25 protein-coding genes and 1 pseudogene are annotated in these 23,939 nt (G+C 68.9%); 11 read left to right on the top strand and 15 right to left on the bottom strand.

Going from position 1 to position 23,939, the window contains the following annotated elements:
• Positions 1-12 precede the first annotated feature (12 nt).
• Positions 13-1,239 carry a kynureninase gene (locus GKO32_RS04975; RefSeq protein WP_208024281.1) on the top strand — a complete coding sequence of 409 codons (1,227 nt, stop codon included), beginning with the start codon at positions 13-15 and terminating at the stop codon, positions 1,237-1,239.
• 17 nt (positions 1,240-1,256) lie between these two features.
• On the top strand, positions 1,257-2,288 hold the full coding sequence (locus GKO32_RS04970) for a methyltransferase (protein WP_312867493.1): 1,032 nt from the start codon (positions 1,257-1,259) through the stop codon (positions 2,286-2,288).
• Here GKO32_RS04970 and sigJ read toward each other — a convergent pair.
• The 7 genes from sigJ to GKO32_RS04935 all read right to left on the bottom strand — a co-directional run bounded on the left by sigJ (position 2,285) and on the right by GKO32_RS04935 (position 8,417).
• Positions 2,285-3,199: an RNA polymerase sigma factor SigJ gene (gene sigJ / locus GKO32_RS04965; RefSeq protein ID WP_166459387.1), complete on the bottom strand. Its 915-nt coding sequence runs from the start codon at positions 3,197-3,199 to the stop codon at positions 2,285-2,287. The genes GKO32_RS04970 and sigJ overlap by 4 nt on opposite strands.
• The gene (locus GKO32_RS04960) at positions 3,196-4,353 is read right to left on the bottom strand and encodes an MFS transporter (protein ID WP_154755585.1); all 1,158 of its coding nucleotides are present in this window, start codon (positions 4,351-4,353) and stop codon (positions 3,196-3,198) included. Before GKO32_RS04960 ends, sigJ begins: the two co-directional genes overlap by 4 nt.
• A gap of 83 nt (positions 4,354-4,436) precedes the next feature.
• Positions 4,437-5,627, bottom strand: a complete 1,191-nt coding sequence (locus tag GKO32_RS04955; RefSeq protein ID WP_154755584.1) for an NAD(P)/FAD-dependent oxidoreductase — start codon at positions 5,625-5,627, stop codon at positions 4,437-4,439.
• Positions 5,624-5,818: a ferredoxin gene (locus tag GKO32_RS04950; protein WP_312867492.1), complete on the bottom strand. Its 195-nt coding sequence runs from the start codon at positions 5,816-5,818 to the stop codon at positions 5,624-5,626. Before GKO32_RS04950 ends, GKO32_RS04955 begins: the two co-directional genes overlap by 4 nt.
• Before the next feature lie 13 nt (positions 5,819-5,831).
• A complete protein-coding gene (locus GKO32_RS04945) occupies positions 5,832-7,037 on the bottom strand; it encodes a cytochrome P450 (protein ID WP_154755582.1) in 1,206 nt (401 codons plus the stop codon).
• Positions 7,038-7,119: 82 nt separating this feature from the next.
• A complete protein-coding gene (locus GKO32_RS04940; protein ID WP_312867491.1) occupies positions 7,120-7,566 on the bottom strand; it encodes a MarR family transcriptional regulator in 447 nt (148 codons plus the stop codon).
• A gap of 98 nt (positions 7,567-7,664) precedes the next feature.
• Complete coding sequence (locus GKO32_RS04935) at positions 7,665-8,417, bottom strand: TetR/AcrR family transcriptional regulator (protein ID WP_246243189.1); 753 nt, start codon at positions 8,415-8,417, stop codon at positions 7,665-7,667.
• A 33-nt stretch (positions 8,418-8,450) separates the two neighbouring features.
• On the opposite strand from GKO32_RS04935, the gene GKO32_RS04930 reads away from it, so the two are divergent.
• The 6 genes from GKO32_RS04930 to GKO32_RS04905 all read left to right on the top strand — a co-directional run bounded on the left by GKO32_RS04930 (position 8,451) and on the right by GKO32_RS04905 (position 13,552).
• Complete coding sequence (locus GKO32_RS04930) at positions 8,451-9,296, top strand: 3-hydroxybutyryl-CoA dehydrogenase (RefSeq protein WP_154755581.1); 846 nt, start codon at positions 8,451-8,453, stop codon at positions 9,294-9,296.
• Positions 9,297-9,308: 12 nt separating this feature from the next.
• Complete coding sequence (locus GKO32_RS04925) at positions 9,309-10,460, top strand: acyl-CoA dehydrogenase family protein (RefSeq protein ID WP_154755580.1); 1,152 nt, start codon at positions 9,309-9,311, stop codon at positions 10,458-10,460.
• 75 nt (positions 10,461-10,535) lie between these two features.
• Entirely contained in the window at positions 10,536-10,979 is a 444-nt protein-coding gene (locus GKO32_RS04920) for a MarR family winged helix-turn-helix transcriptional regulator (RefSeq protein WP_154755579.1), read from the top strand.
• A complete protein-coding gene (locus GKO32_RS04915) occupies positions 10,972-12,357 on the top strand; it encodes an MFS transporter (protein WP_154755578.1) in 1,386 nt (461 codons plus the stop codon). The genes GKO32_RS04920 and GKO32_RS04915 overlap by 8 nt, the downstream gene beginning before the upstream one ends.
• A 4-nt stretch (positions 12,358-12,361) precedes the next feature.
• The gene (locus GKO32_RS04910) at positions 12,362-12,919 is read left to right on the top strand and encodes a cysteine hydrolase family protein (protein ID WP_312867490.1); all 558 of its coding nucleotides are present in this window, start codon (positions 12,362-12,364) and stop codon (positions 12,917-12,919) included.
• A 78-nt stretch (positions 12,920-12,997) separates the two neighbouring features.
• Positions 12,998-13,552, top strand: a complete 555-nt coding sequence (locus GKO32_RS04905) for an Rv1733c family protein (protein ID WP_154755577.1) — start codon at positions 12,998-13,000, stop codon at positions 13,550-13,552.
• A gap of 8 nt (positions 13,553-13,560) precedes the next feature.
• Here GKO32_RS04905 and GKO32_RS04900 read toward each other — a convergent pair whose 3' ends face one another.
• From GKO32_RS04900 to GKO32_RS04885, 4 genes are all read right to left on the bottom strand, one after another.
• Complete coding sequence (locus GKO32_RS04900; protein WP_154755576.1) at positions 13,561-14,379, bottom strand: class I SAM-dependent methyltransferase; 819 nt, start codon at positions 14,377-14,379, stop codon at positions 13,561-13,563.
• Positions 14,380-14,469: 90 nt separating this feature from the next.
• Positions 14,470-15,015 carry a helix-turn-helix transcriptional regulator gene (locus GKO32_RS04895; RefSeq protein ID WP_166459386.1) on the bottom strand — a complete coding sequence of 182 codons (546 nt, stop codon included), beginning with the start codon at positions 15,013-15,015 and terminating at the stop codon, positions 14,470-14,472.
• A gap of 34 nt (positions 15,016-15,049) precedes the next feature.
• On the bottom strand, positions 15,050-16,531 hold the full coding sequence (locus tag GKO32_RS04890; RefSeq protein WP_166459385.1) for a carboxylesterase/lipase family protein: 1,482 nt from the start codon (positions 16,529-16,531) through the stop codon (positions 15,050-15,052).
• Positions 16,528-17,430: an oxidoreductase gene (locus GKO32_RS04885; protein ID WP_154755573.1), complete on the bottom strand. Its 903-nt coding sequence runs from the start codon at positions 17,428-17,430 to the stop codon at positions 16,528-16,530. Before GKO32_RS04885 ends, GKO32_RS04890 begins: the two co-directional genes overlap by 4 nt.
• A gap of 65 nt (positions 17,431-17,495) precedes the next feature.
• On the opposite strand from GKO32_RS04885, the gene GKO32_RS04880 reads away from it, so the two are divergent.
• Positions 17,496-18,104 (top strand): TetR/AcrR family transcriptional regulator, encoded by a 609-nt coding sequence (locus tag GKO32_RS04880; protein WP_154755572.1) that lies wholly within the window; start codon positions 17,496-17,498, stop codon positions 18,102-18,104.
• Positions 18,105-18,111: 7 nt separating this feature from the next.
• On the opposite strand, the gene GKO32_RS04875 is transcribed toward GKO32_RS04880, so the two are convergent.
• Positions 18,112-19,062 carry a TAXI family TRAP transporter solute-binding subunit gene (locus tag GKO32_RS04875; protein WP_208024280.1) on the bottom strand — a complete coding sequence of 317 codons (951 nt, stop codon included), beginning with the start codon at positions 19,060-19,062 and terminating at the stop codon, positions 18,112-18,114.
• Between the two features lie 79 nt (positions 19,063-19,141).
• Here GKO32_RS04875 and GKO32_RS04870 point away from each other — a divergent pair.
• Positions 19,142-19,545 (top strand): annotated as a pseudogene (locus GKO32_RS04870) (helicase HerA-like domain-containing protein); the annotation flags it as partial.
• Positions 19,546-19,564: 19 nt separating this feature from the next.
• Here GKO32_RS04870 and GKO32_RS39650 read toward each other — a convergent pair.
• On the bottom strand, positions 19,565-20,092 hold the full coding sequence (locus GKO32_RS39650; protein WP_166459384.1) for a 2OG-Fe(II) oxygenase: 528 nt from the start codon (positions 20,090-20,092) through the stop codon (positions 19,565-19,567).
• Positions 20,093-20,124: 32 nt separating this feature from the next.
• On the bottom strand, positions 20,125-21,366 hold the full coding sequence (locus GKO32_RS37880; protein ID WP_166459383.1) for a hypothetical protein: 1,242 nt from the start codon (positions 21,364-21,366) through the stop codon (positions 20,125-20,127).
• A gap of 395 nt (positions 21,367-21,761) precedes the next feature.
• Here GKO32_RS37880 and GKO32_RS04860 point away from each other — a divergent pair, with 395 nt between their 5' ends.
• Positions 21,762-22,997: an MFS transporter gene (locus tag GKO32_RS04860; protein ID WP_312867489.1), complete on the top strand. Its 1,236-nt coding sequence runs from the start codon at positions 21,762-21,764 to the stop codon at positions 22,995-22,997.
• Here the strand turns inward: GKO32_RS04860 and GKO32_RS04855 are convergent.
• Complete coding sequence (locus GKO32_RS04855; protein WP_208024279.1) at positions 22,979-23,911, bottom strand: LysR substrate-binding domain-containing protein; 933 nt, start codon at positions 23,909-23,911, stop codon at positions 22,979-22,981. The two genes, GKO32_RS04860 and GKO32_RS04855, sit on opposite strands and share 19 nt — an antisense overlap.
• Positions 23,912-23,939 lie beyond the last annotated feature (28 nt).

Raw genomic sequence — 23,939 nt, 5'->3', positions numbered from 1 at the left:
AAGGGAATCGCTGTGCCGGCAATCGATCGCGAGACCGCCGCGTCATGGGACGCCGGCGATCCACTCGGTGAGTTCCGGAACCGTTTCGTCTGCCACGACGACGTGCTGTATCTCGACGGCAACTCGCTCGGGCGGCTGCCGAGGGCCACGGTGCGGCAGCTGACCCGCGTGGTGACCGAGGAATGGGGGAGGGGGCTGGTCCGGTCCTGGGTGGACTGGATCGACTGGGGCGCCCGCACCGGAGATCTGCTCGGCACCCGCATTCTCGGTGCCCGTCCGGGCGAGGTCGTGCTGTCGGATTCGACCTCGGTCAACCTGTACAAGCTCGCGTCGGCGGTGCTCGCGGCGACACCCGGCACCATCATCTATGACGCGGCGGATTTCCCGACGAACCGTTATCTCGTCCAGGGCATCGCCGAGCAGTACGGGGTGAGCTGCCGCCCGATGTCCGATGTAGCCGAACTCGAGTCTATTATGGATGATTCAGTCGCGTTGATCGTGTTGTCGCTGGTGGATTTCCGGACCGGCCGGCTGCTCGACATGAATGCCGTGAACGCGATGGCCCGCCGGGCCGGGGCGCGGGTGCTGTGGGATCTGAGCCACGCGGCCGGTCTCATCCCGGTGGATCTTGCGGCGGCGGGGGCCGAACTGGCGGTCGGCTGCACCTACAAGTACCTCAACGGCGGGCCCGGCGCGCCCGGTTTCCTTTACGTCCGCGGCGATCTGCAGGACCGGTTCCGGCCGCCGATCCAGGGTTGGTACGCGCAGCGGAACCAGTTCGACATGGGGCCGCTGTTCGATCCGGTCGCCGGGATCGGCCGCTATCTCGTGGGCACACCGCCGATCCTCTCGCTGGCCGCCGTCGAACCCGGAGTCGAGCTGTGCATCGAAGCCGGGGTCGAGGAGATCCGCCGCAAGAGTGTGCGATTGTGCCGGCTGATCACCGACCTGGCCGACGACTGGTTCGCCGGCGGTCCGCTCACGGTGGCCTCTCCCCGCGATGCTGCGTGCCGGGGCGGACATGTCAGCCTGCGCAGCCGCGAGGCGTGGCGGCTGAGCCAGGCACTGGCCGGCGCGGGAGTCGTCGTGGACTTCCGCCCGCCGGACTGCCTGCGCCTCGCGCCATCGCCGCTCTACACGCGTTTCACCGAGGTGTGGGATGCGATGAGCTGTCTGAAAGACGTCGTCGATCGGCACACTTACGAGAACTACCCGGCGACGCCGGCCCGAGTGACCTGACCACGAGAGGAACGACTGTGACCGATGACCTGACCCGGGACGACCTCGTGCGCACGCTGTTCGGCGCCGCCGCCTTCCAGATGCTCAACGCGGGACACGAACTCGGCCTGTTCCGCCTGCTCGCCGAGCGCCCGGAGCTGACGGCCGGGGACATCGCCGGGGCACTCGGTGTGGCGCCGCGGTCCGCGGACATCTTGTTGCTCGGCACCACCGCGTTGCGGCTCACCGTGTTCGACAACGGGCGCTACCGCAACGCCCGGTTGATCGACGCCATGTTCGCCGACGACAGCTGGGAAATCCTCGGTGATCTCATCACTTTCGAGGACCGCATCGTCTACCCCGCCCAGGCGGATTTCGTGGAATCGTTGCGGCAGAACCGGAATGTCGGACTGCGCCGCTTTCCCGGTGAAGGGACCGACCTCTATCACCGGCTGGCGGAGGATCCCGCGCTGGAGGAGCTGTTCTACCGGTGCATGCGGTCGTGGTCGCGGTTGTCGAACCCGGTGCTGCTCGGCAAGGCCGATCTCACCGGTGTCACGCACGTGCTGGATGTCGGCGGCGGCGACGGTGTGAACGCGATCGCGCTCGCCCAGCGGTATCCGCACGTCCGGTTCACGGTGCTGGATCTGCCCGGTGCGGTGGAGATCGCGCGGGAGAAGATCGACCACAGTGGACTGTCCGACCGGATTTCCGTGTGTGCGGCCGACATGTTCCGCGACGCCTTCCCACGTGGGCACGATTGCGTGCTGTTCGCGAACCAGCTGCTGATCTGGTCGGCCGAGCAGAACCGGACGTTGCTGGGCAAGGCATGGCAGGCCTTGCCCGCCGGCGGGAAGGTGCTCATTTTCAGTGCCATGGCAGACAGCCCCGAGGGCCCGCTCTACGCGGCGCTCGACAACGCGTATTTCGCCACCCTGCCCGCTGAGAACAGCACGATCTACCGGTGGGACGAGTACGAGAAATGGTTGGTGGACACCGGGTTCCGCGAAGTCCGCCATCTGCCGGGTGACACCTGGACCCCACACGCGGTGATCAGCGCGATCCGCTAGCGCCGGCGGGTGCGCACTTCTTCGAGGCGCCGGGCGGGTGTCATCGCGCGCGGCACATGGGCGAGTTTCGCCGGGTCGGTGAGGATGTCGAGGCCGGCCACGCGCCGGTTCCGGACCACGACGCTCGCGACGGCGACGATCTGCCCGTGGCATTCGGCCGCGATCCCCGGCGCCCCGCCGACGGTCGCGGCCGAAAGCCGCACCGGCCACTTGGCGAGGATCCGGCTGAGATAGGTGCCCGCCCGTTCGGCTCCGTGGATGGGTTTCCGCGCGGCGGTCAGCCGGCCGCCGTCGGTGCGGATGACGATGTCGTGATCGAGAGTCCGCAGCAGCGCCGGCAGGTCACCGCGCACGCAGGCGGCGCGGAACGCGTCGACCGCCGCCCGGTGCTCGACCGGGTCGGCCTGGGTGCGCGGGCCCTCGGTCCGCACCTTGAGCCGTGCCCTCGCCGCCAGTTGCCGGCAGGTCTGCGGGGTGCGCCCGACGACCTCGGCGATCGTCGCGAACGGCCATTCGAACACGTCCCGCAGGACGAACACGACCCGCTGCGCGGGGGTCAGCGTCTCGAGCACGACCAGCATGGCCGTGGCGATGGCTTCGTCGAAAACCAGCAGGTCAGCCGGGTCGTCCCGGAGCTCCACCGGGGGCGCGGGCAGCCACGTGCCGGCCGGGTGTTCGCGGCGGTGCCGTGCTGAGCGCAGGTGATCGAGCGCGATCCGGCTGACGACCTTCGCCAGCCACGACCACGGGTGCCGGATCCCGGCCGGGTCGGCGTGATGCCAGCGCAGGAACGCCTCCTGCACGATGTCGTCCGCTTCGGGAGCCGACCCGACCAGCTGGTAGGCCAGACCGGCGAGCCTCGGCCTGAGGTCTTCGACGATCCGGGTCAGCTCCGCGGGATCGGCACTCACGATTCGACTGTAGCCCCGCGCGACGTGGGCCGGTGCACGCGCTGTGCGACCAGCGCACCGATGATCGCGGTCGCGCCCGCGAGGAACGGCAGCACCCGGAAACCCCAGTGGGATACGACAAGCCCGCCGAGTGCCGAGCCGGCGGCGATGCCCACATACATCGCGCTCTGGTTCCAGGCCAGCAGAGACGAGCCTTCTTTCGGATGCTCGTGCAGCAGTTGTGCTTGCTGCGCAGGGAAAACGAGATAAGCGGCGAGGGCGAACAGGCCGAGCGCGCCGATCACCGCGGGCTTGGCACCGCCGGCGAGGACCCCCAGCAGCACCAGGACGGCGCCGGTCGCGGCGAGACCGGCGGTGATCACGACCAGCGGATTCCGGGCGTCGGCGACCCGGCCCCCGGCGACACTGCTGATGACCGCGCACACCCCGAACGCGGCGAGCCCGCCGCTGACGGCCTGGCTGGTCCAGTTCTCGCTCTCGTGCAGCCCGGAGGCGAGGTAGGTGTAGACCCCGTAGACGGCGGCGGCCCAGATCGTGGTGGGCAGCACCGCCGCCAGCTTGGTCCGCACCGTCGCCCGTTCGGCCGTGCCCACCGCCGCCGAAGCCGGGTCGCGTTCCCAGCACCAGCGGTTGACCACCGCGATGACCAGCGCGACGGCGGCGAGACCGGCGAACACCGCGCGCCAGCCCACCGAGCGGGCCAGTAGTTCACCGGCGGGCGCACCGAGCCAGAGCGCGGACAGCAGCCCGGAGGTGGCGATGCCCAGCGCCCACGCCCGCCGCGACGGCTTGGCCGCGGCCCCGACGAGTGCGAACACGGTCGGGGTGATCCCGGCCGCCGACATCCCGGCGAGCACCCGCGCCCCGATGAGCATGGCGGGATGCACGGTCAGCGCGGTCAGGGAGTTCGCCGCCGCGAAGGCCGCCAGCGCCATGAGCAGTGCCCGTCTGCGCCCCGCGCGGTCGGCCCATCTGCCCAGGAAGGGGGCGACGAGCACGTAGGCGACCGAAAAGCTCGTCACCGCCAGGCCGGCCGTGCCGACCGCGATGTCGAACTCCCGGCTCCACAACTCGAGCATCGGGGAGACCACGAACAAGTCGGTCCCCACCACGAACAAGGTCACCCACGCGACCACCAGTTTCAGCGCCGGCATCGTCCGCCCTTCGTCATCGTCGCGCCCACGGGTGTGGGTACTAGTAAGACGCGAAGCGGGTGTTGCCTGTGACTTTCCGCTGGTCAGGGAGCCGACCGTGCTACTAGGGCCACGGCGCGGTCCGCGACCAGTTGCCGCGCTTCGCGGAGGCGGCGCGGGTTGTTCCAGCCGAGCACGCCGACCACGATGCCGTGCTGGACATACGCCGCGACGAACTTGCGCTCGGCGGGGTCGCCGTCGAGGACCTGGACCGTGGCGCCGTCCGGGAAGATTCCGTACGCCTGGATCCTGGCGTCGTACTGATCCGTCCAGAAGTACGGCACCGGCGCGAAAGGCCGCGCGTCGCCGGTGATCGCCGCGGCCACCGCCATGCCCTGTTCCGTCGCGTTCATCCGGTGTTCCAGCCGCAGCCGGACCCCGAACAGCGAATGCCGCCAGGACGCCACATCGCCCGCCGCGTAGACGCCGGGCGCCGCGCGGCAGTGGTCGTCGCAGTCGACGCCGTCCCGCAGCGACAACCCGGAACCGGCCAGCCAGCCGGTCGCCGGGGTCGAGCCGACCGCCACCGCCACGAGGTCCGCGTCCAGCACCGATCCGTCCGTGAGCTCGACACCCACCACGCGACCGGCGTCCTCGAGGAACCGGGCGACGCCGGTTCCACACCGCACCCCCGTGCCGTGGTCGCGGTGCAGACCGGCGATGAGGTCACCGATCCGCTCGCCGAACTGGCGCAGCATCGGGAAAGGCAGCGGATCGACCAGCGTCACGTCGAGGCCCATCATGCGGGCCGAAGCCGCCACTTCGGCGCCGAGGAACCCGGCGCCGACGACGACCACCTTCGGCTGGTCGAGCAGTGCGGCCCGCAACGCGAGCGCGTCGTCGAGGGTGCGAAGCCGGTGCACCCCGGCGAGCGCGGTGCCGGGCAGTTCGCGAGGAGTCACCCCGGTGGCGATGACCAGTGCGTCGTACCCGAGCACGGCGCCGTCCGCCAGTTGCACCTTCCGCGCGGACAGGTCCAGACCAGTGGCGCGACGGCCCAGTAGCAGCGTACCGAGGCCACGCAGTTTCTCCTCGTCACGAAGCGCCACCCGGTCCGGCGCCCAGGTTCCGGCCAAGACCTGTTTGGACAGTGGTGGCCGGTCGTAAGGCAGCCCTGCCTCGTCTCCGACGAGCGTGATTTCCCCGTCATAGCCCCGTTTCCGGAGAGTTTCGGCGGTGGTCACGCCGGCGGCGGAGGCACCGACGACGAGCACGCTCCCCACGGGGTCGCTCATTCCTCGATCCTGATCGCGAGTGCAGGGCACAATGCGGCTGCCTCCCGCACGTCGTCCGCGAGTTCGGCACGCGGGTTTTCGTTCAGCAGCACGACGACACCGTCCTCTTCGCGCTGATCGAACACCTCGGCCGCGGCGAGAACGCACTGTCCGGATGCGACGCACGCGTCATAGTCGACGCTGATCTTCACGGGATCCTCCTCCTCACCAGGTGACGGGCAGTTCGTAGACGCCGTAGACCTGCCCGTCGTGTTTGAACGGGATCTCATCGAGGTCGACGGCGCGGCGCAACGTGGGGATGCGGCGGAACAGGGTGCCGTAGACAACCTGCAGCTCGACCCGGGCGAGCGGCTGTCCGAGGCATTGGTGCACGCCGAAGCCGAAGGCGACATGGCGACGGGCGTCGCGGTGGATGTCGAGCTGATCGGGGTCGGCGAACACGGCGGGATCCCGGTTGGCGGTTTCACCGGCGAGCACGATCCCTTCACCGGCGCGGATCGTCTGCCCCGCGATTTCGATGTCGGCGAGCGCGACCCGCCTGCGTCCGGAATGGGTGATGGTCAGGTAGCGCAGCATTTCCTCGACCGCGCCGGCGACCAGCCGTGGGTCGTCGGTCTCGCGCAGCGCCGCGAGCTGGTCGGGATGCTCGAGCAGGGCCAGCGTGCCCAGCGCGATCATGTTCGCGGTGGTTTCGTGGCCCGCGACGAGCAGGAGCATGCCCATCCGGGCGGCCTCGTTACGCGACAACTCGCCGGTACGGACCCGCTGCACGGCGAGGTCGGACAGCACGTCCTCGCCAGGGTCCGCGAGCTTGTGGCCGAGCAGTTCGTCGAGATAGTCGAGCAGCCGTTTCTGTGCGGCTGCCCCTTCTTCGGCCGAGGTGCCGCGCTTGAGCAGGATGCTGCTGTTGCGCTGGAAGAAATCGTGGTCGTCGTACGGCACACCCAGCAGATCGCAAATGACCCGTGAGGGCACCGGCAACGCGAACGCCTTGACCAGGTCCGCCGGTTTCGGCCCGGCCAGCAGGTCGTCGATCAGCTCGTCGGTGATGCGCTGGATGGCCGGGCGCATCGCCTCGACGCGCTTGATCGCGAACGGGGCGGTGATCATCCGGCGCAGGCGTGCGTGGTCGGGATCGTCCATGACGATGAAGGAGCTCGCATCGCGCCGTCGTACGGCGATGGCCGCGCTCTGCACCGGGTAGCCGTCCCGGTTGATGTCCGAACTCACGCGCGGATCGGACAGCAGCGCACGCATCTCCTGGTATCGGGTGACCAGCCACGGTGTGCTGCCGTCCCACAGGTGAATCCGCGTCAGCGGCGCTTCGGCCTGCACGTCGCGCAGGGCCGGAGCGGGGTCGAACGGGCAGCCTTGCGCCCGGGCTTGCGGGTATTCGAGTGAGGCGGTCATGATCTTCCCTCCAGTATTCGAGCGTGCACCCTCAGTAGCGGTCTTGCGGCATGACAAAACCCCCGGAGGATCCGGGGGACGATCAGGCTTTGGCGGCTTCGGTGCGGTTTTCCCGTGCGGTCTCGGTGAGCCGGCCGACGACCGGCTGGATCACGCTGATCGCCAGCCGCAGGGCCGCGGCGTCCTCGGCCGGCAGGGTGGCGATCAGGCCGGCGAGCCGTTCGCGGTGGATGCGGCGCCGCTCCTGCAAAAGCGCGCGGCCGGACTCGGTCAGCGCCACGAGAGACGCCCGCCCGTCTTCGGGATCACTGATCCTGGTCACCAGGCCTTGCCGCTCCAGGCGCTGGACGAGCTGACTCATCGACGGCTGACTGACGCCTTCGGCGACGGCCAGCGTGGTCAGGCGGCGGGGCTCCTCGTGCAGCCGGGCCAGGCACGCCATGGCCGTCATGGACAGGCCCTGCCGGTCCGCCAGGTGGCGGAAGACGAGACCGGCTATCTCGTCGAGGGTGTCCACGATTTCATCCACGAATCAAGTTATATCACCGGGTTATATAAGCCTTCAAGAAGTTGGGACAATGGCGGGCCTATTCGTCACAAGTGCATAGTTAGCGTGTGCAAGCATGATCAGGATCGCGGTTCGCCGAGGAGCCGTCGCAAGTCCGGCAGGACGGTGTCGAGATCTTTGGTGGTCTGGAAGACGACCAGCGCGTTCCCGGTCGTCGCCGGGGGAGTGAACAACGCCATGGTTTCCGCCATCGCCGCGTCGAACTCGGCTTCGGGGTCGGTGCTCTGGCTGCGCAGCCAGCGGCGCAGGACATGGTTGTGCGCGGTGACCGCGGCGGCGGCCATCAGTTCGGCCTTGAGCGCGCTGCCGGCGTCCGCGCCGAGCCAGCGGTGGATGAATTCGCGGAAAAGTCGTTGGTATTGCTGGGTTCCGGCGATTTCGCGGTCCCGTAGCGCCGGCACGCTCCGGGTCAACCGATACCGCGCCCTCGCCAGTTCGCCTTCGGCGAGGTAGTGGCGTAGTACCAGTCGCGCGCCCTCGGTCACGGCCACCAGTGCGGTGTGCGGGGCGGAGCCGTCCAGCCGCGCCACGATCGCCTTCAGCAGGACCTCGTGGTCGGGGAAGATCACGTCCTCTTTGGACCGGAAGGTGCGGAAGAACGTGGTACGCCCGACGCCCGCGCGTTCGGTGATGTCGTCGACGGTGGTCTGGTCGTAGCCGCGCTCTTCGAACAATGCGAACGCGGCCTCGGTCAGCCGCGCTTTGACCGGTTTCGCTGTCAATTCCGCCCACCTCCGCCGGCAGCCTAGTGGCGTGGCGCCGGTCATACCGGGGTAACAGGTCTTCTCCTCCTCGACGGTACTGAGTACCATCTGAATGGTATCGAGTTCCGGTGAGGAGTGGGTATGGAACGTGTCGGGGTCGTCGGATGCGGTCAGATGGGCGCCGGTATCGCGGAGGTGTGCGCGCGGGCCGGGCTGGACGTGGTGGTCGTCGAATCCACCGAAGCCGCGGTCGACGCGGGGCGCCGCCGCCTGGAGGCGTCGCTGAACCGGGCCGAGAGCAAGGGAAAGATTCCTGACGCCGCCGAGGTTCTGCGGCGCCTGCGCGTCACCGGCAACCTGGACGAGCTGGCGGACCGGACCCTGGTGATCGAAGCGATCGTGGAGGACGAGGCCGTCAAGGCGGAACTGTTCGGGCAGCTGGACAAGATCGTCTCGGCGCCGGACGCGATCCTGGCGTCCAACACCTCGTCGATCCCGATCATGAAAATCGCCACCGCCACCGGCCGCCCGGCGCAGGTGCTGGGGGTGCACTTCTTCAACCCGGTGCCGGTCCTGCCGCTGGTGGAGCTGGTGCCGAGCCTGCTCACCGCCGACGAAACCGTGATCAGGGCCGAGAACTTCGTGCGGGAGGTGCTCGGCAAGCACGCGATCCGCTGCCAGGACCGTGCCGGATTCGTGGTCAATGCGTTGCTGGTCCCGTTCATTCTCGCCGCGATCCGCATGTTCGAGTCCGGCTTCGCCACCCGTGAGGACATCGACGAGGGCATGGTGCGCGGGGCCGCGCACCCGCAGGGGCCGCTCGCGCTGGCCGATCTGATCGGGCTGGACGTCACGCAATCGGTCGCGCAATCGCTGTACGAGGAGTTCAAGGAACCGACCTACGCCCCGCCGCCGTTGCTGTCGCGGATGGTCGACGCCGGCTTGCTCGGCCGCAAGAGCGGTCGCGGCTTCTACACCTACGCCTGACGAGGAGATCCGATGTCCGCCCTGTTCACCACCACCGAAGACCACGACGCCATCCGGGAGGCCGTGCGCACGCTGGCGGAGGAACGCATCGCGCCGCACGCCGCCGAGGCCGACGAGCGTGAGGAGTTCCCCAAGGCCTCCTATGACGCGCTGGTGGCGTCGGATTTCCACGCCCCGCACGTGCCGGAGGCCTACGGCGGTGCCGGCGCCGACGCGCTGGCCACCTGTATCGTGATCGAAGAGGTCGCGCGGGTGTGTGCCTCGTCATCGCTCATCCCGGCCGTGAACAAGCTCGGCAGCCTGCCGCTGATCCTCGCCGCGAGCGAGGAGGTCAAGGCGAAGTACCTGCCACCGCTCGCCCGCGGGGACGCCGCGTTCTCCTACGCACTGTCCGAACGCGATGCCGGCTCGGACACCGTGTCGATGCGTTGCCGTGCCACCCCCGAGGGCGACAGCTGGGTCCTCAATGGACAGAAGTCGTGGATCAGCAACGCGGGAATCTCCGAGTACTACACGGTTCTCGCGGTCACCGATCCGGACGGTCCGCGCGGGGCCAACATCAGCGCGTTCGTCGTGGAGAAGTCCGACGCGGGTTTTTCCTTCGGTGCCAAGGAGAAGAAGCTCGGGATCAAGGGATCGCCGACCAGGGAGCTGTTGTTCGACAACGTACGCATCCCCGGTGACCGCATCGTGGGTGAACCCGGTCAGGGGCTCAAGATCGCTCTGCGCACACTGGACCACACGCGGATCACGATCGCCGCGCAGGCGGTCGGGATCGCGCAGGGTGCGCTGGACCACGCGCTGGCGTATGTCAAGGAGCGCAAGCAGTTCGGCAAGCACATCGCCGATTTCCAGGGGATCCAGTTCATGCTGGCCGATATGGCGATGGCCGTGGAAACGGCGCGTCAGATGGTCTACGTGGCCGCGGCGAAGTCCGATCGCGAGGACTCGGACCTGTCCTTCTTCGGTGCCGCCGCGAAATGCCATGCCTCGGATGTCGCGATGCGGGTCACCACCGACGCCGTGCAGCTGCTCGGCGGCTACGGCTACACCCGCGACTTTCCGCTGGAACGCATGATGCGCGACGCGAAGATCACCCAGATTTATGAAGGCACGAACCAGATCCAGCGCATCGTGATGGCGCGGCAGCTGCTCCGAGGGTAGTAGCCGAGCTCAGAAACACAGGGCAACTGCGCAGTCTGACTGGACAGTTTGGGCTGCGGGTTCTAGTCTGGAGGCATGACCAAGCGCCCGCCGTCGCGATCGGCTGTCCAGGCTTCGCAAGGGGTCCGTGCTGTCACGGGCCGCCTCCGGCGTCGCATCCTCGACGCCGCCGATCCGGAGGACATCAGCTTCGCGCAGGCGTCCGTGCTCGCGCGCCTGTCGGGAAACGACGGCCTCACGGTGAGCGATCTGGCCGCCGCCGAGGGGGTGCGGCACCAGTCGATGAGTGCGATCGTCACGCCGCTGGCCGGGCTCGGCCTCGTCCAGCGGCGGCCCGATCCCACCGACGGGCGCCGTCAGCTCATCGTGCTCACCGCCGCGGGGCGCCGCCGGGTTGAGGAAGGCCGGCGGGCCCGGGGCGAGTGGCTCGCCGGGCAGTTGCAGGACAAGTGCACCGAAGCCGAACGGCAGACGGTGATCGCCGCGATGGCGATCCTGGAGCGGTTGATCCATGACTGACGGCGGCGTGTCCACTGCGAAAGCAGGTTTCGACCGCCGCCTGATCCCGCCGATGATGCTGGGTTCGATCCTCAACCCGGTCAACTCCACCATCATCGCGGTCGCGCTCATCCCGATCGGCGCGGCGCTGGGTGCCCCGCCGTCGGAAACCGCATGGCTGGTGTCGGCGCTGTACCTGGCCACCGCGCTCGGGCAGCCGATCGTCGGGCGGCTGATCGACATCTTCGGCCCGCGCCGGCTCTTCCTCGCCGGCACGGCCCTCGTCGGCGTCGCCGGCCTCATCGGCACGCTGGCCCCCGATCTCGCCGTCCTCATCGGAGCGCGGGTCCTGCTCGGCATCGGCACCTGCGCCGGTTATCCCGCCGCCATGGCGCTGCTGCGCAGTGAAGCGGACCGGACGGGCCAGGACAGTCCCGCCGGTGTGCTGACCGCGCTCGCGCTGGCCAACCAGACGATCTCGGTCGTCGGGCCGCTGCTGGGCGGCCTGCTCATCGGCGCCGGCGGGTGGCGCACCGTGTTCCTGCTCAACGTGCCGCTGTCGGTCGCCGCCATCGTGCTGGGCGCGCTGCGGCTGCCGAAGCGGCCTGCCCCGGCGCGGCGCACCGGGATGGCCGGCCGGCTCGACCTGCCCGGCATGGCGCTGTTCGCCGTGATGCTGGTGTCGTTACTGCTGTTCCTGATGAATCTGCGGGCAGCCAGCTGGTACCTGGCGGTCATCACCGTCGCCGCCGGCGCGGCTTTCACGGTACGGGAACTGCGCGCCGGCACCCCGTTCATCGATCTGCGGGTGCTGGGTGGCAACCTGCCGCTGGTGGCGACCTACGTGCGTGCGCTGGTCGCCTACACCGTCTCCTACGCGTTCATCTACGGATTCACCCAGTGGACCGAGAAGGGGTTCGGCCTCTCGCCCTTTCACGCCGGTCTCGTCCAGATTCCCATGTTCCTGGTGGCGATGGCCATCGCGACGGTCACCGGGCGGCGGCGGGGAGTGCGCGCCAAACTCCTCATCGGTGCGGCCGGCCAGATCGTCGCGTGCCTGCTGATGGTCACGCTCACCGAGACCAGTCCACTGTGGATGCTGCTCGCACTCGCGGTGATCTTCGGTGTCCCCCAGGGGACGAACACGCTCGCGCTGCAGAATTCCGTGTACTACCAAGCGGATTCCGAACGCATCGGATCCTCGGCCGGTCTCCTGCGGACGTTCGGCTACATCGGCTCGATGGTCGCCTCGGCCATGATCGCCGCGTCGTTCGGGCAACACGCCACGACATCCGGGATGCACCACCTGGCGTGGCTGATGCTCGGGGCCGGCGTGCTCTACCTGCTCATCACCGTCGTGGACCGCAGCCTGCGCCACGTCGCCCAACCGGAAAGGTAACACCGTGACCCGTACCGCCCTGCTCGCCATGGACCTCCACGTCAGCCTCGTCGAGCGCTTGCCGGGGGAGTACCTGCCGCATGCCGTGGCCGCGCTGAGCACCGCACGCGCCGCGGAGATCCCGGTGATCCACGTGGCACTCCGGCTGCGCCCCGGGCACATCGATGTCCACCCGCACAACAAGATGTTCAGTGCCCTGCCCGCCGGTGCGTTCACCGAGGATGACCCCGGCACGGCGCTGCACCCCGAGGTCGCCCCACGCGACGGCGAGATCGTGGTGTACAAGAACCGCGTCAGCGCCTTCTCGGGCAACAACCTGCCGCAGATTCTCGCCGCCCAGGGCATCGGCAACCTCGTTCTCGCGGGCATCGCCACCAGCGGCATCGTGTTGTCCACCGTCGTGCAGGCCGCCGACCTCGACTACGGCGTCACCGTCCTGTCCGACGCGTGCGGCGACCCCGACACGGCCGTGCACGACATGCTGACCACGCAGGTCTTCCCCCGCCGCGGCGAGGTCCTCACCACGGACGGCTGGGCGGCGAGCCTCGGCGTCACGCCCTGAGTCTCCCGGGTCCTCCACCTGGGTGGATGGTGACAAAGGGCCCTTCGCAGCGGCTGCCGGCAGGGGGATGCTCGATGCATGAACGGCCGGATGGGGTGGCGACTGGCTTGTGTGAGCCGCAATCCGCTGGTGCGAACCGCGGACCGGGTGGAGAACGCGGTGCTGGCGCTCGTGGTGCTCCTCGCGCTGGCCGCGTTGCCCTTCACCTTCGCGGTCGGGTCCGAAGTCTATGCGGCACAACAGGAATCGGCCGCGGACCGGCATCCCGCGACGGCGGTGTTGCTCACCGACGCGCCCCCGCCTTTGCTGACGGCTCAGGGTGTCCCGATGGAGGTGACCGCACCGGTGAAGGCTTCGTGGCGGCTACCGGACGGGAGCGTCCGCACCGGTGCGGTCTCCGCCGGCAGAGGCAGCGTGCGGGGCACGACGGTGCCGATCTGGCTCAACCGCACCGGGGATCCCGTCTCGCCGCCCGGTGCCGCGGCCGTCACGGCGATCGGTGTGGCGACGCTGAGCTGGCTCACGTTCGTCGCATTCCTGGCTGGAGTGTTCTGGTTCCTGCGGGCGGCCATGGACCGCCGCCGGTACGCCCGCTGGGCACAGGAGTGGGCGCACCTGCCCAGCCATCTGTGAACCGGCCGCTACCCGGCAGCCGCATCTGTCGTACGGCGCGCTGCCCACACGGTACGTTTCGTGCGCACCGCAAGATCGTCGCGGCGCAGGATGCTGTGCGGGCTTTCGGTGTCGAGCAACCGATCCAGGGCCGCGAGGTCCTCGTCCGAGAGCTCATCGGCGACCCTGGCGCGCAGGCCGTGCAAGCCCCTGAGCGCGTAGCGGCCCACCGCGCCGGACGCGGACTGTCCGATGTGGACGGAAATCGTGCGCTGATCGTCGAGTGTGAAGCCGGCGGCCGCCAGTGCGGGACCCCAGTCGGCGCCGCGGTGGGGTAGCTTCTCGGCCAGCAGGCGGTCACTCAAGGCGTAGCAGCGTGCCTCCAGGCCGGGCCGCTCCTCAGGTGCATCCTCGGGCAGGAAGCGCGGGAAATCGGCGAGCTCGACGACGGCGAACAGCCCGCCGGGCGCGAGGATGTCGTGGACCCGGCGCAGCGTGCGACCGGGATCGGCCAGGTGATGCAGGGAAGCCGAAGCCCACACCAGGTCGGGACGCCCGAGGTCCGGCCAGGTCCCGTCCAGATCGGCCTGGACGGTGCGCACCTGGCCGGCCACCGCGCCGGCCTTGTCCCGCAGCCGGTGCAGGTGCTCCGGCGCGGCGTCGACAGCGGTCACCTGCGCTTCCGGGAAGCGGCCCAGCAGGGCGAACGTGCCGGCTCCGGTCCCGCAACCCAGGTCCACGATCTGCCGGGGCGGCTCGATGGGGAGCCAGTCGACAATGGACGCGAGGTGCCCGGCGAGTACTTCGGCGTCGAGGTCGAGGATTTCGGTGTGCCCGGTGTGTGTCATGACGCCAAAATAAGCCGACCATGCGTCACGCGCACCCTAGTTTGCGCGATTGGCAAGACGATGGCTGCGTGGTTCGCGGGACCGGCAAGATCAACGGTGCCCGCGGCGGGCGTCGCGGTCGAAGATGCCCATGATCTCGCACGGGCCGCCGTCGGTCCCGATCCCGTGCGGGAGCATGGTGGGGAACTCCGCGGCCTGGTTGGTCTCCACCAGGAGGCGGCGATCGCCCAGCAGCAGGACGGCGGTGCCGGACAGCACGACGAGCCATTCCCGGCCCGGATGCGCCCGCATGCGCGAGGCCTCCGGCGGCGGATCGGTGAGGCGCTGCCGGACGACGGACAGGCCGGGGTCCGCCTTGACCGGCCACCGCATCAGCCCGTGCGCCTTGTCGATCGCCGGGCTGGCGATCACGTCGTCGGTGTCCGTCTCGACCAGCTGGTCGAGCGAGGTGTCCAGGGCACGGGCGAGGGTGACGAGCTGGTCCAGCGCGAGCCGCCGCCGGCCGTTCTCGATCCGGCTGAGCGAGGACGCACTCAGCCGTGCGCGGGTCGCCAGCTCCTCCAGCGACCAGCCCTGCGCGGCCCGCAGCGCACGGATTCGCTGGCGTACCAAGCTGTCCAGATCGTCTTGCGTCATAGGCGGGAGCATATGCCCAGGACGCAAAACGGCGTCACAGCTTTCGCTTGTCCCAGCCGCGGCGCTCCATGCCGGCGGCATCCGGCACCACCCGGGAGGACGTATCGAACACCATGGTCGCGCGGTCCGGCGTGGCATAACGGGGCCAGCCTGGATCGCCGGTTGTCGCGAATCGCACCCACGCCTTGTGCATGGTTTCCGCCAGGCCGCGCGGCTGTTGCGTGCCCAGTAGCTCCCGGCCTTCCTCACCGGCCGTCGCGACGAGCTCGACGTCGTCGCGGACAAAACACAGGTCGAGGCCATGCGATGCGCCGAGCATCGGCGGGCGGGTGGGCGACTGCCAGTGGAACTCGTACACCCACGTCGGCGCGGAACGGGCTGCCGCGAAACGCAGTGTGGGTATACGAAATCCCCAGTCACTCCACGCCGCCTCGACGAGCGCGGACGCATCGGTGATCCGGCGCGGGCCCGCCCGATACGCGTCGCGCAACGTGCGGTCGACGCCGATCGCCGAGCGGAGGCCGCGGCGGATCAGGGGCGCCAGCCACGCCGTGCTCGCGATCATGGTCACCAGATCGACCGCCTCGTTGCGCACGGTGCCGGTCAGCAGCGGCACCTCCGCGGCACCGGTTCCGGCGAGCCGGCCGGCCGGCACCGGAAGAGACTCGGCGCCGTGGACTGTCCGAAAAGGACTCAACAGCAGGACACGCCGGTCACCGACGGCCAGGCCGCGGCCGAACCGGGCCAACGCCGCTTCCGTCGCGGCCACCGTCCGTCCGATCGGGACATCGCGCATCCCCTCGACGGTCGCCGGGACGCGCAGGCGGCGTGCGACCTGCCGCATGATCCGCATCGCCTCGACAGGTTCCACTGTCGCCGCGGGGTTCCCGCTCTGCGCGATCGCGCGGGTGAACAAACCCCGCGAGGCCGGCATCGCCAGATGGTTGAGCACGCTGACCGCACCGCCGGACTGGCCGAAGATCGTGACCTGACCGGGGTCACCGCCGAAGGCCGCGATATTGCGCCGCACCCATTCCAGGGCGGCGGTCTGGTCCCGCAAGCCGAGATTGTCCGTGCCCTCGCCCAGATACAGGAACCCGTCGATTCCCAGCCGGTAATTGATTCCGACGTGGACGATCCCGTGCCGGGCGAAATTGTTCCCCCGATAGCCCGCCGCCGAGCCGGCGCCGTACACGTAGGCGCCGCCGTGGATGTGCACCATCACCGGCAGATTCGCGGCTCCCGGATCGGGCGTGCAGACCTCCAGCGTGAGGCAGTCCTCGCCGGTGCCGGGCGGGGCGTAGACGCTGCCGAACAGGCCCTGGCCCGGCGGTTGCGGGGCACCCGGGCCCGGACGGGTCGCGTCGCGGACCCCGGCCCATGGTGCGGGGGGCACCGGCGGGCGGAACCGGTGGCGGCCGAACGGTGGTGCGGCGAACGGGATATTGCGGAACAAGTGCAGCCCGTCGCTCTCGATTCCTTCGACGACACCGGATTCGGTCCGGACCCGGCTCACACGTCCGCTCCCTGCCGTGCGAGGCGGGGAAAAGTGACTCCCGTCAGCTTTTCCGAGACGTCCCAGAGGCGACGCGCCACCTCAGTGTCCTGTGCCTTGGCCGAGCGGCCGACGAGTTCCGGCGCGCCGCGTCCTTCCATGAAGCCGCTGGGACCCGCATAACTGTTGCCCGGAATATCCGCCACGCCCGCGTACAACGTCGGCAGGGCACCGGCGTCAACGCTCTGCGCGAAAAGCCCCGCCACCGCCTTCTGCGCGAGATAGCGCACGCGCCGTCCGTCGAACCGCACCAGGTTCGTGGCCGCCATGCCGGGGTGCGCGGCGGTCGCGATCACCGGCGAGCCGGCGCCGGCGAGCCGCCGCTGGAGCTCCGAAGTGAACAGCAGATTGGCCAATTTGGACTGTGCGTAGGCGGCCATTGCCCGGTACGGCTTGCGTTCCCAGTTGAGGTCGTCGAAGTCGATCGCGCCCACCTTGTGACCGTTCGAGGAAACCGTGACGACCCGATCCCGGATTTGCGGCAACAACAGGTTCGTGAGCGCGAAATGGCCCAGATGGTTGGTGCCGATCTGCAACTCGAAACCGTCCACCGTGCGCGTCAGTGGCGGGATCATGACGCCCGCGTTGTTGATCAGCACATCGGCGGGATCGGTGAACTCCCCGGCGAAAGCGCGGACCGAGGACAGGTCGGCGAGGTCGAGCCGGCGGACCTCCACGCGTCCGGTCATCGTCACGGCGGCCACCCGCCCCTTGGCGGGATCGCGTACCGCGAGCACGACCCGCGCGTCCTTGGCGGCGAGGGCGCGGGCGGTGGCGAGGCCGATTCCACTGTTCGCGCCGGTGATGACGACGGTGCGGCCGGCAAGGGAAGGGATGTCGGAGGTACTGAATGTTGTCATGAGCTACAAAGTAGACACTGGCAACAATGTTGTCAACGGAAACACCGGCGGCTATGGTGGCCGGCATGCCCGACGCGACTGAAGAGCGGCCCTACCACCACGGAAACCTCCGCACCGAACTGCTCGATGCGGCCGAACGCGGTCTTCGGGCGCACGGCGCGGACCAGTTGTCGTTGCGTGATCTCGCCAGGGAGATCGGGGTCAGCCACGCCGCACCACGCCGGCATTTTCCGAACCGGCAGGCGCTGCTCGACGCACTCGCGGAAGCCGGCTTCGCCCGCCTGGGCGCGATGTTGCGTACCGCCTTGACGAGTGCGGACGACGACTTCCCGGCGCGCGTGGAGGCCGCGATGATGGCCTACACCCGTTTCGCCACCGAGAACGCCGCGCTCCTCGAACTGATGTACACCAGCAAGCACCGGCCGGACGCGGAGCGGCTCGCCAAGGCGGCCGAGGCGCCCTTCGGGTTGATGAACGAGCTGATCATCCAAGGGCAGCAACAAGGTGAGCTCGAAGAAGGAGACCCCGAGCGGATCGGGATCGTCCTTTTCGCGACGCTGCAAGGGATCGCGTCGATCATCAACGGGAACATCGTCAAACCCGAACTGCTCGACGGGCTGGTGGAGACCGCGGCCAGGCAGTTCCTGCGCGGCGCGGGTCCCGCTGGTCCGTGAGGTGGGGCTAGCCGAGCGCCTCGTAGTAGCGGGCGGCGCCAGGGTGCAGCGGAACGGGGGTACGCCCGATCGCCACCGGGTCCAGTGGGTAGGTGACGGGGCTGCGTTCGCTGGGCAGGTGCCGGTACTGGCTTTCCAGGACCTCCCGGGTTTCCCCGAGTACCCAGGCGATCGCGTAGGCGACGTCCTCGGGCAGATCCTCGCGGGTCAGCACGATGAAGTCGGAGAAGTCCAGTGTGCCGAAGGCGTCCGCACCCGGGAACCAGCCCGCGTCGATGCGTGCCGCCGGCCAGCCGAAATCCGCCTCCAGTGACCGCAGCACCGCGGGCTCGACCTCCAGGAAATGCATGTCACCACCGAACTCCTGCCAGTGCGGCAACATGATGGCCTCGTGGGCGACCGCGTCCGCGCGACCCGCGAGCACGTGCGCGAACGTGGTGTGCGGCCACTCGTCGCCCAGCCATTGCCCGCCCCAGCCTTCGATGTCCACTTTGGACCGGGTGAGCAGTTCGTGCGCGGCGAGCCCGACGAAGTTCTCGCCGTCGTTGACGCCGGTTGCCAGGCGCAGCGCGGGTTTCTCGGCGCGCAGCTGCTCGAACGATGTGATGCCGAGGCTCCGGCGGACGGCCACCACCAGCCGGTCGCGCTGCGGCACGACGCCGAGCGCCCGTAACTCCGGTACGGCCTCACCGGCGAACACCCCGCGCCCGTCGAGTGCCGCGGCGGCGAACGCGGCCGGCGTGGCCAGCGCGATGTCCACCTCGCCCCGGGCCACGGCGCGCACATTGTCCGCGCCGCCGCGGCCGTTCCAGATGGCGTACCGGCTGTACGGGCCCGACCGGTTGCCCAGTTCCTGCCCGAGCCAACCGCATACCCGGTGCAGGTTGGCCGTGCCCCAGTCGCCTTTCAGGTGCAGGGTCAGTGAGCGGCTGATCCGCGGCTCGGCCGGTCTTGTCACGATGGCTCCTTGTCCTGTTTTCTAGGAATGGAGACCTGTATATCAGAATCGATCCTCTCGCGCCAGGGCGGCGAGGGAGATCGCCGCCGGATACAACATCACTGGTGGCGCCGTCGAACTGGATTCGGTGGTGGTCGACGGAGTAGCCGATCCCGGCGCCGTGGTCCGCATTCCGCCGGCGATGATGAACCGGCACGGGCTCATCGCCGGTGCGACCGGCAGCGGTAAGACCAAGACGCTGCAGGGGCTCGCCGAGCGGCTTTCCGCCGCCGGGGTCCCGGTGCGGGCGACGAGCAGCGGGTTCGGCCCGCTGCTGCTGTCGAACGTGCTGGGGCTCAACGAAACCCAGGAGTCCACGCTGGGGTTGACCTTCCACGGGCCGACGGCAACGGCCTGCCGCTGCCGGACACCGAGGACCTTCGCGCCGTTCTTCCGCTCCGCCGCGAGCGCCGCGGCCGGGAGATCACCCGCGGCCTGTCCGGCACCCGCCGCCGCAGGTGAGTCAGCGGAAGGGCGCGCCTTCGGCCCAGGCGACGATGATCCATCGTTCGCCGGCGGTGGTCACGCAGCCGCGGTGGTAGAGAAAGGACGGGAAGATCAGAGCGTCTCCGGGCGGTAGCGAGATCTTTTCGCTGAATCCCGGGCGGGGCCACATGATTTCCGTGCCACCGCCTTCAAATTCCGTGTTGAGCGCGACGACCATCGACAGTTTGCGGGTGTCCCCGAGCCCCGGCACCAGCTCGTTGTCGGCGTGCCACGAGTATTCGCCTCCGCTGGGGTAGCGGAGGATCGTCACGCCCTCGATGGCGGTGTATTCGATTCCGGTGACTTTGGCTGCTTCGTCGAAACCCCGCTGGAGATCCCGTTCCAGGCCCGGGTCGAAAATCCGCTTGCCGTCGACGATGCGCGTTTCACCGGCGCTTGCTTGCCCTGTCTTGTCTTCGAGCTGAGAGCTGTAGGTGGCGATGAGCTGATCCGCGTCGCTGATCACGTCCGGCACCACGGCCCACGGCTTGTGCGGTTCTTGCACGGCGGCTTCTTTCGGCTGTCGGGAAAATACGGTCAGACGCCGACCGGCCGGCCGAGGTGCTCGAGCTGCTCGGTCACGGCGGTGACGGTGGGGTCGATTTCCCGGGATATCCGGTACGCCCGTTGCGCGTCGTCGCGGCGGCCTAGCCGGTGCAGCACCCAACCTCGATGGAAGGCGGCCGACGCCGTGGCGAGCCCGCCCAGGGATTCCATATGGGTATAGGCGGCCAACGCCGCGTCGAGGTCGCCGGCGGCCAGCAAGGCACGGCCGCGCGCGGCCCACGCCCGGTGATCGTGCGGGCTGATGGCCAGCAGCGTGTCGGTGGCGGCCACGGCCTTTTCCGGTCGCTCCAGCACCGTGTTCGTCTTCGCCAGCGTCTCGAAGAGGGGAAACGCGTAGTCGTCCCAGGCGAGCTTCTCCAGTACCGTGGTCGGCACCGCGTCCATCTGGCACCGATACGCCTTGTCGAGCAGCTCGAGCGTGCCGGCGCGATCCCGTTGTACAAAAGGGACGAACGCGAGGCCACGGTAGAACGCCTGGCGGGCAAGGCTGTCCGCGAAGCTTCCCGAGAGCTCATCGGCGGCGTCCTGCGCCAATCTCGCCGCCTCGTCCATGACGGCGTTGCGCACGCCGAGTTTTCCTTGCCGCACAACGGCGAACGTGGCGAGACTGACCCGGGTTTCCGCCGGCAACGCCGGATCGGCCGCACCGCGCAAGGCCAGACTGTCCAATTCGGACGAATCGTGCGGCCGCCAGTACAGGACCGCGAATTCCTTGATGGCGAGTTCCGGTGTGCTGAACGCGTGGGCGCTCGCGGTGACGCCATCGAGGCCGAGCACGCTCGACGCGTGGCGGACATAACCCAGTCGTAGCAACAGATCCGCGGCGACACGTCGTTCCGGCACGGTCAGCTCGGCCGGCTCCGCGGCGAGGTCCGCGACGTCCCGCCATAGCGGTGACGCGAGATCGACGGGAAACGCGGAAAGGTCGCTGCCCATCGCATCGGCGCGGCCCCAGCTGGCCGCGGCGAGCACCCGCAGGATCGGTGCCGGATTGGTGTTGGTCCGCGGGACACGCTCGGCGGTCCGGTCCGCGAGCTCGGTCGCGACCCGGTGCGTGACGACGGCGTGCCGCGGCGATCGTGGCCCGGGGTCGGCGAGTCCGGCGTAGACCCCGCACGGCACGGGAAAACCGGCGCTGAGCAAAGCCGTGAGGCGACGCTGCAAAGCCTTCGCACCCTGCGGCCGGACATAGGCGGGCGGCGAAAAGCCCATGGGATCCCCCTTTTTTGTGCCGAAGCTACGGGCGGGGGCGCCGCCGTTCCCGGCGACGCCCCCGCGAAACGAGATCAGAGCAGGTGCGGCATCTCGCTCAACGTCTCGTGTGCGAACTCCTCGGCGATCCGGGCAATGTCTTCCATGGTTTTCTCCTCACTCCCAGTGAACACAACGTGGTGAGAGCCAGAGTCGGCGCGCCTTCGTGAAACTCCCCAGTCCCCCACCGCCTGGCCAAGCTACGGCGGTTTTTCCGCCGACGGCGACGGCCGTTCGGGTTGTCGGCCGATTACTTTCAGCTGCTATCTTGGTGCGAACGAATGACATTTTCGGCGGGAGGGGGAAACCGTGCGATTTCTTTGCGGGCACCAGGCAGGTCTCGACACACTGCCGTCGTGACGTCTGCACGGGCGTCGACCGGGGCGCGGCAAGGCTGGGGGCGGCTCCAGGTTGTCGTCGTCGCGGGGTCGACCAGCGAAGGCTTGTTACTGGCGGCGTTGCCGTTGCTCGCGGTTTCGGTCACGACGGATCCGAGCTCGGTGTCGCTGGTGAACATGGTGGGGCAGGCGCCCTGGCTGCTGCTGTCACTGTTCGCCGGTGTGCTCGTCGACAGGGTCCGCCGGACGACCGTGCTCATGCTCGCTTATGCAACACAGTGTTGTGCCGCTGTCGCACTGGCCATCGCCGGTACCGCACACGGAACGAGCCTGCCGTTGCTGATGATCGTTGCGTTCGTCGTGACGTCGTCACAGGTGCTCAGCGAAGGCGCATCGGGTGCGTTGCTGCCCCAGCTCGTCCCGGTCGGTGACCTGCCGGCGGCCAACGCCAGGTTGCAGGTGATCGACCGTGGTCTGGTCCAGTTCGTCGTGCCGCCGGCGGCGGGCGCCCTGCTGGCCGTTTCGCTGAGCCTTCCCGGGGGGCTCGCCTGCGTCATGACGGTGGTGGCTTTCGTTGCCAGCCGAGGTATCCGGGCCCCGGTGACCGTGCCAGCCGGGCGGAGTCATCCGTTCCGGGACATCGCCGAAGGGGTGCGCTATCTGGTCGCCGCGCCACTGTTGCGTGCCATCACCGTCACCGTCGCGCTGGGCTCGTTCTCCACCAGCGCCACTTTCACCATGCTGGTGCTGTATTCGACCGAGGAACTGCATTTCGGGAGCGTCGGCTACGGCGCGCTGCTGGCCTGCCTCGCGGTGGGCTGGATCATTTCGTCTTTCGTCGCCCGGCGGCTGATCGACCGTGTCGGCTATTCGTGGGCGCTGCGGATTTCGCAGGGCATGGCGGCTCTGACGCCGCTGCTGGTGGCCATCGCACCACCGTGGCCGGTCGCGGTGGGGGCGATTCTCGTCGCGCAATCGGCGGGCACGCTCATCTGGAACGTGTGTTCTCAGTCCACCCGCCAGCGGTTCACCCCGGCCGCCTTGCTGGGACGGGTGCTCACCAGTCACCGCGCGCTGGCGTGGGGACTGACCCCCTTGGGAGCTCTGATGGGAGGCCTGGTGGCCGAACACTGGACCCTGCGCGGCGTCTGGATTGTCGCCGCTGTGGTACAGACCATTGGATTGCTCATCGTGTGGCGCACCATGTCCGCGCGGGCCTTCGCCCGTACCGAACGCTACTTCCCGGACGCCTGACGGAGTATCTCGCGGACGATGTCCGGGGTGAGGCGGGATGCGAAGCGGTGAATGAACTCCAGCAGGTACGGCCGGAGATAGATGTTGCGCCGCAGCTTGATGCAGGTCGTACTCGACTCGAACAGATGATCCGCGTCCAGCGCGCGCAGGCCGTTGTCCTGCTCCGGGTCGAACGTGATCTTGGTGAGGATCGCCAGGCCCAGTCCCATCTTCACGTACGTCTTGCACACCCCGGCGTCGATCGCGCTGAGCACCACCTTCGGCTCCAGCCCGGCGCGCTCGAACGCGGTGCGCACCTTCCAGTGCCCGCTGAACCGTGAATCGTAGGAAATGATCGGGTACTCGGCGATCCGCTGGAGAGTCAGTTCGGGCGCGTCCAGGATCGGGTGCCCGGCCGGGGCGACCACTACCCGCGGCAACGCGAAGCACGACAGGTTCACCAGGTCCGGGAACGAGTGCAGCGATTCGGTGCCGATGGCGAGATCGGCTTCGCCGGCCTGGACGAGCGCGCAGATTCCCTCGGGATCGCCCTGTTTCAGCACCACCTGCACGTCGGGGAAGTCGGCGACGAACGGGCCGATCACCTTGGGCAGCACGTAGTTCGCCTGCGTGTGCGTGGTCGCGATGGTGAGGGTGCCCCGGTCGGTCGCCTGTAGATCAGCCTTCAGCGACGACAGCGCGGCGACATCGCTCATGATCCGGCGGGCGAGGTCGACGACCAGTTCGCCCGGCTCGGTCAGCCCCTCGATGCGGTTGCGGGAGCGGGCGAAGATATCGAATCCCAGCTCCGATTCGAGCAGCTGCAACTGCCGGCTGATGCCCGGCTGCGACGTGTGCAGTGCCTCCGCGGCGGCCGAAAGGTGATTGCCGTGGTTGACGATTTCCAGCACGTAATGCAGTTGCTGCAGTTTCACCATGCCTCCGCGGGAAACTCAGTATACG

It is taken from the genome of Amycolatopsis pithecellobii (genome assembly GCF_009707865.1).
GTDB classification, from domain to species: domain Bacteria; phylum Actinomycetota; class Actinomycetes; order Mycobacteriales; family Pseudonocardiaceae; genus Amycolatopsis_E; species Amycolatopsis_E pithecellobii.
This window is presented reverse-complemented; position numbering and strand designations above follow the sequence as displayed.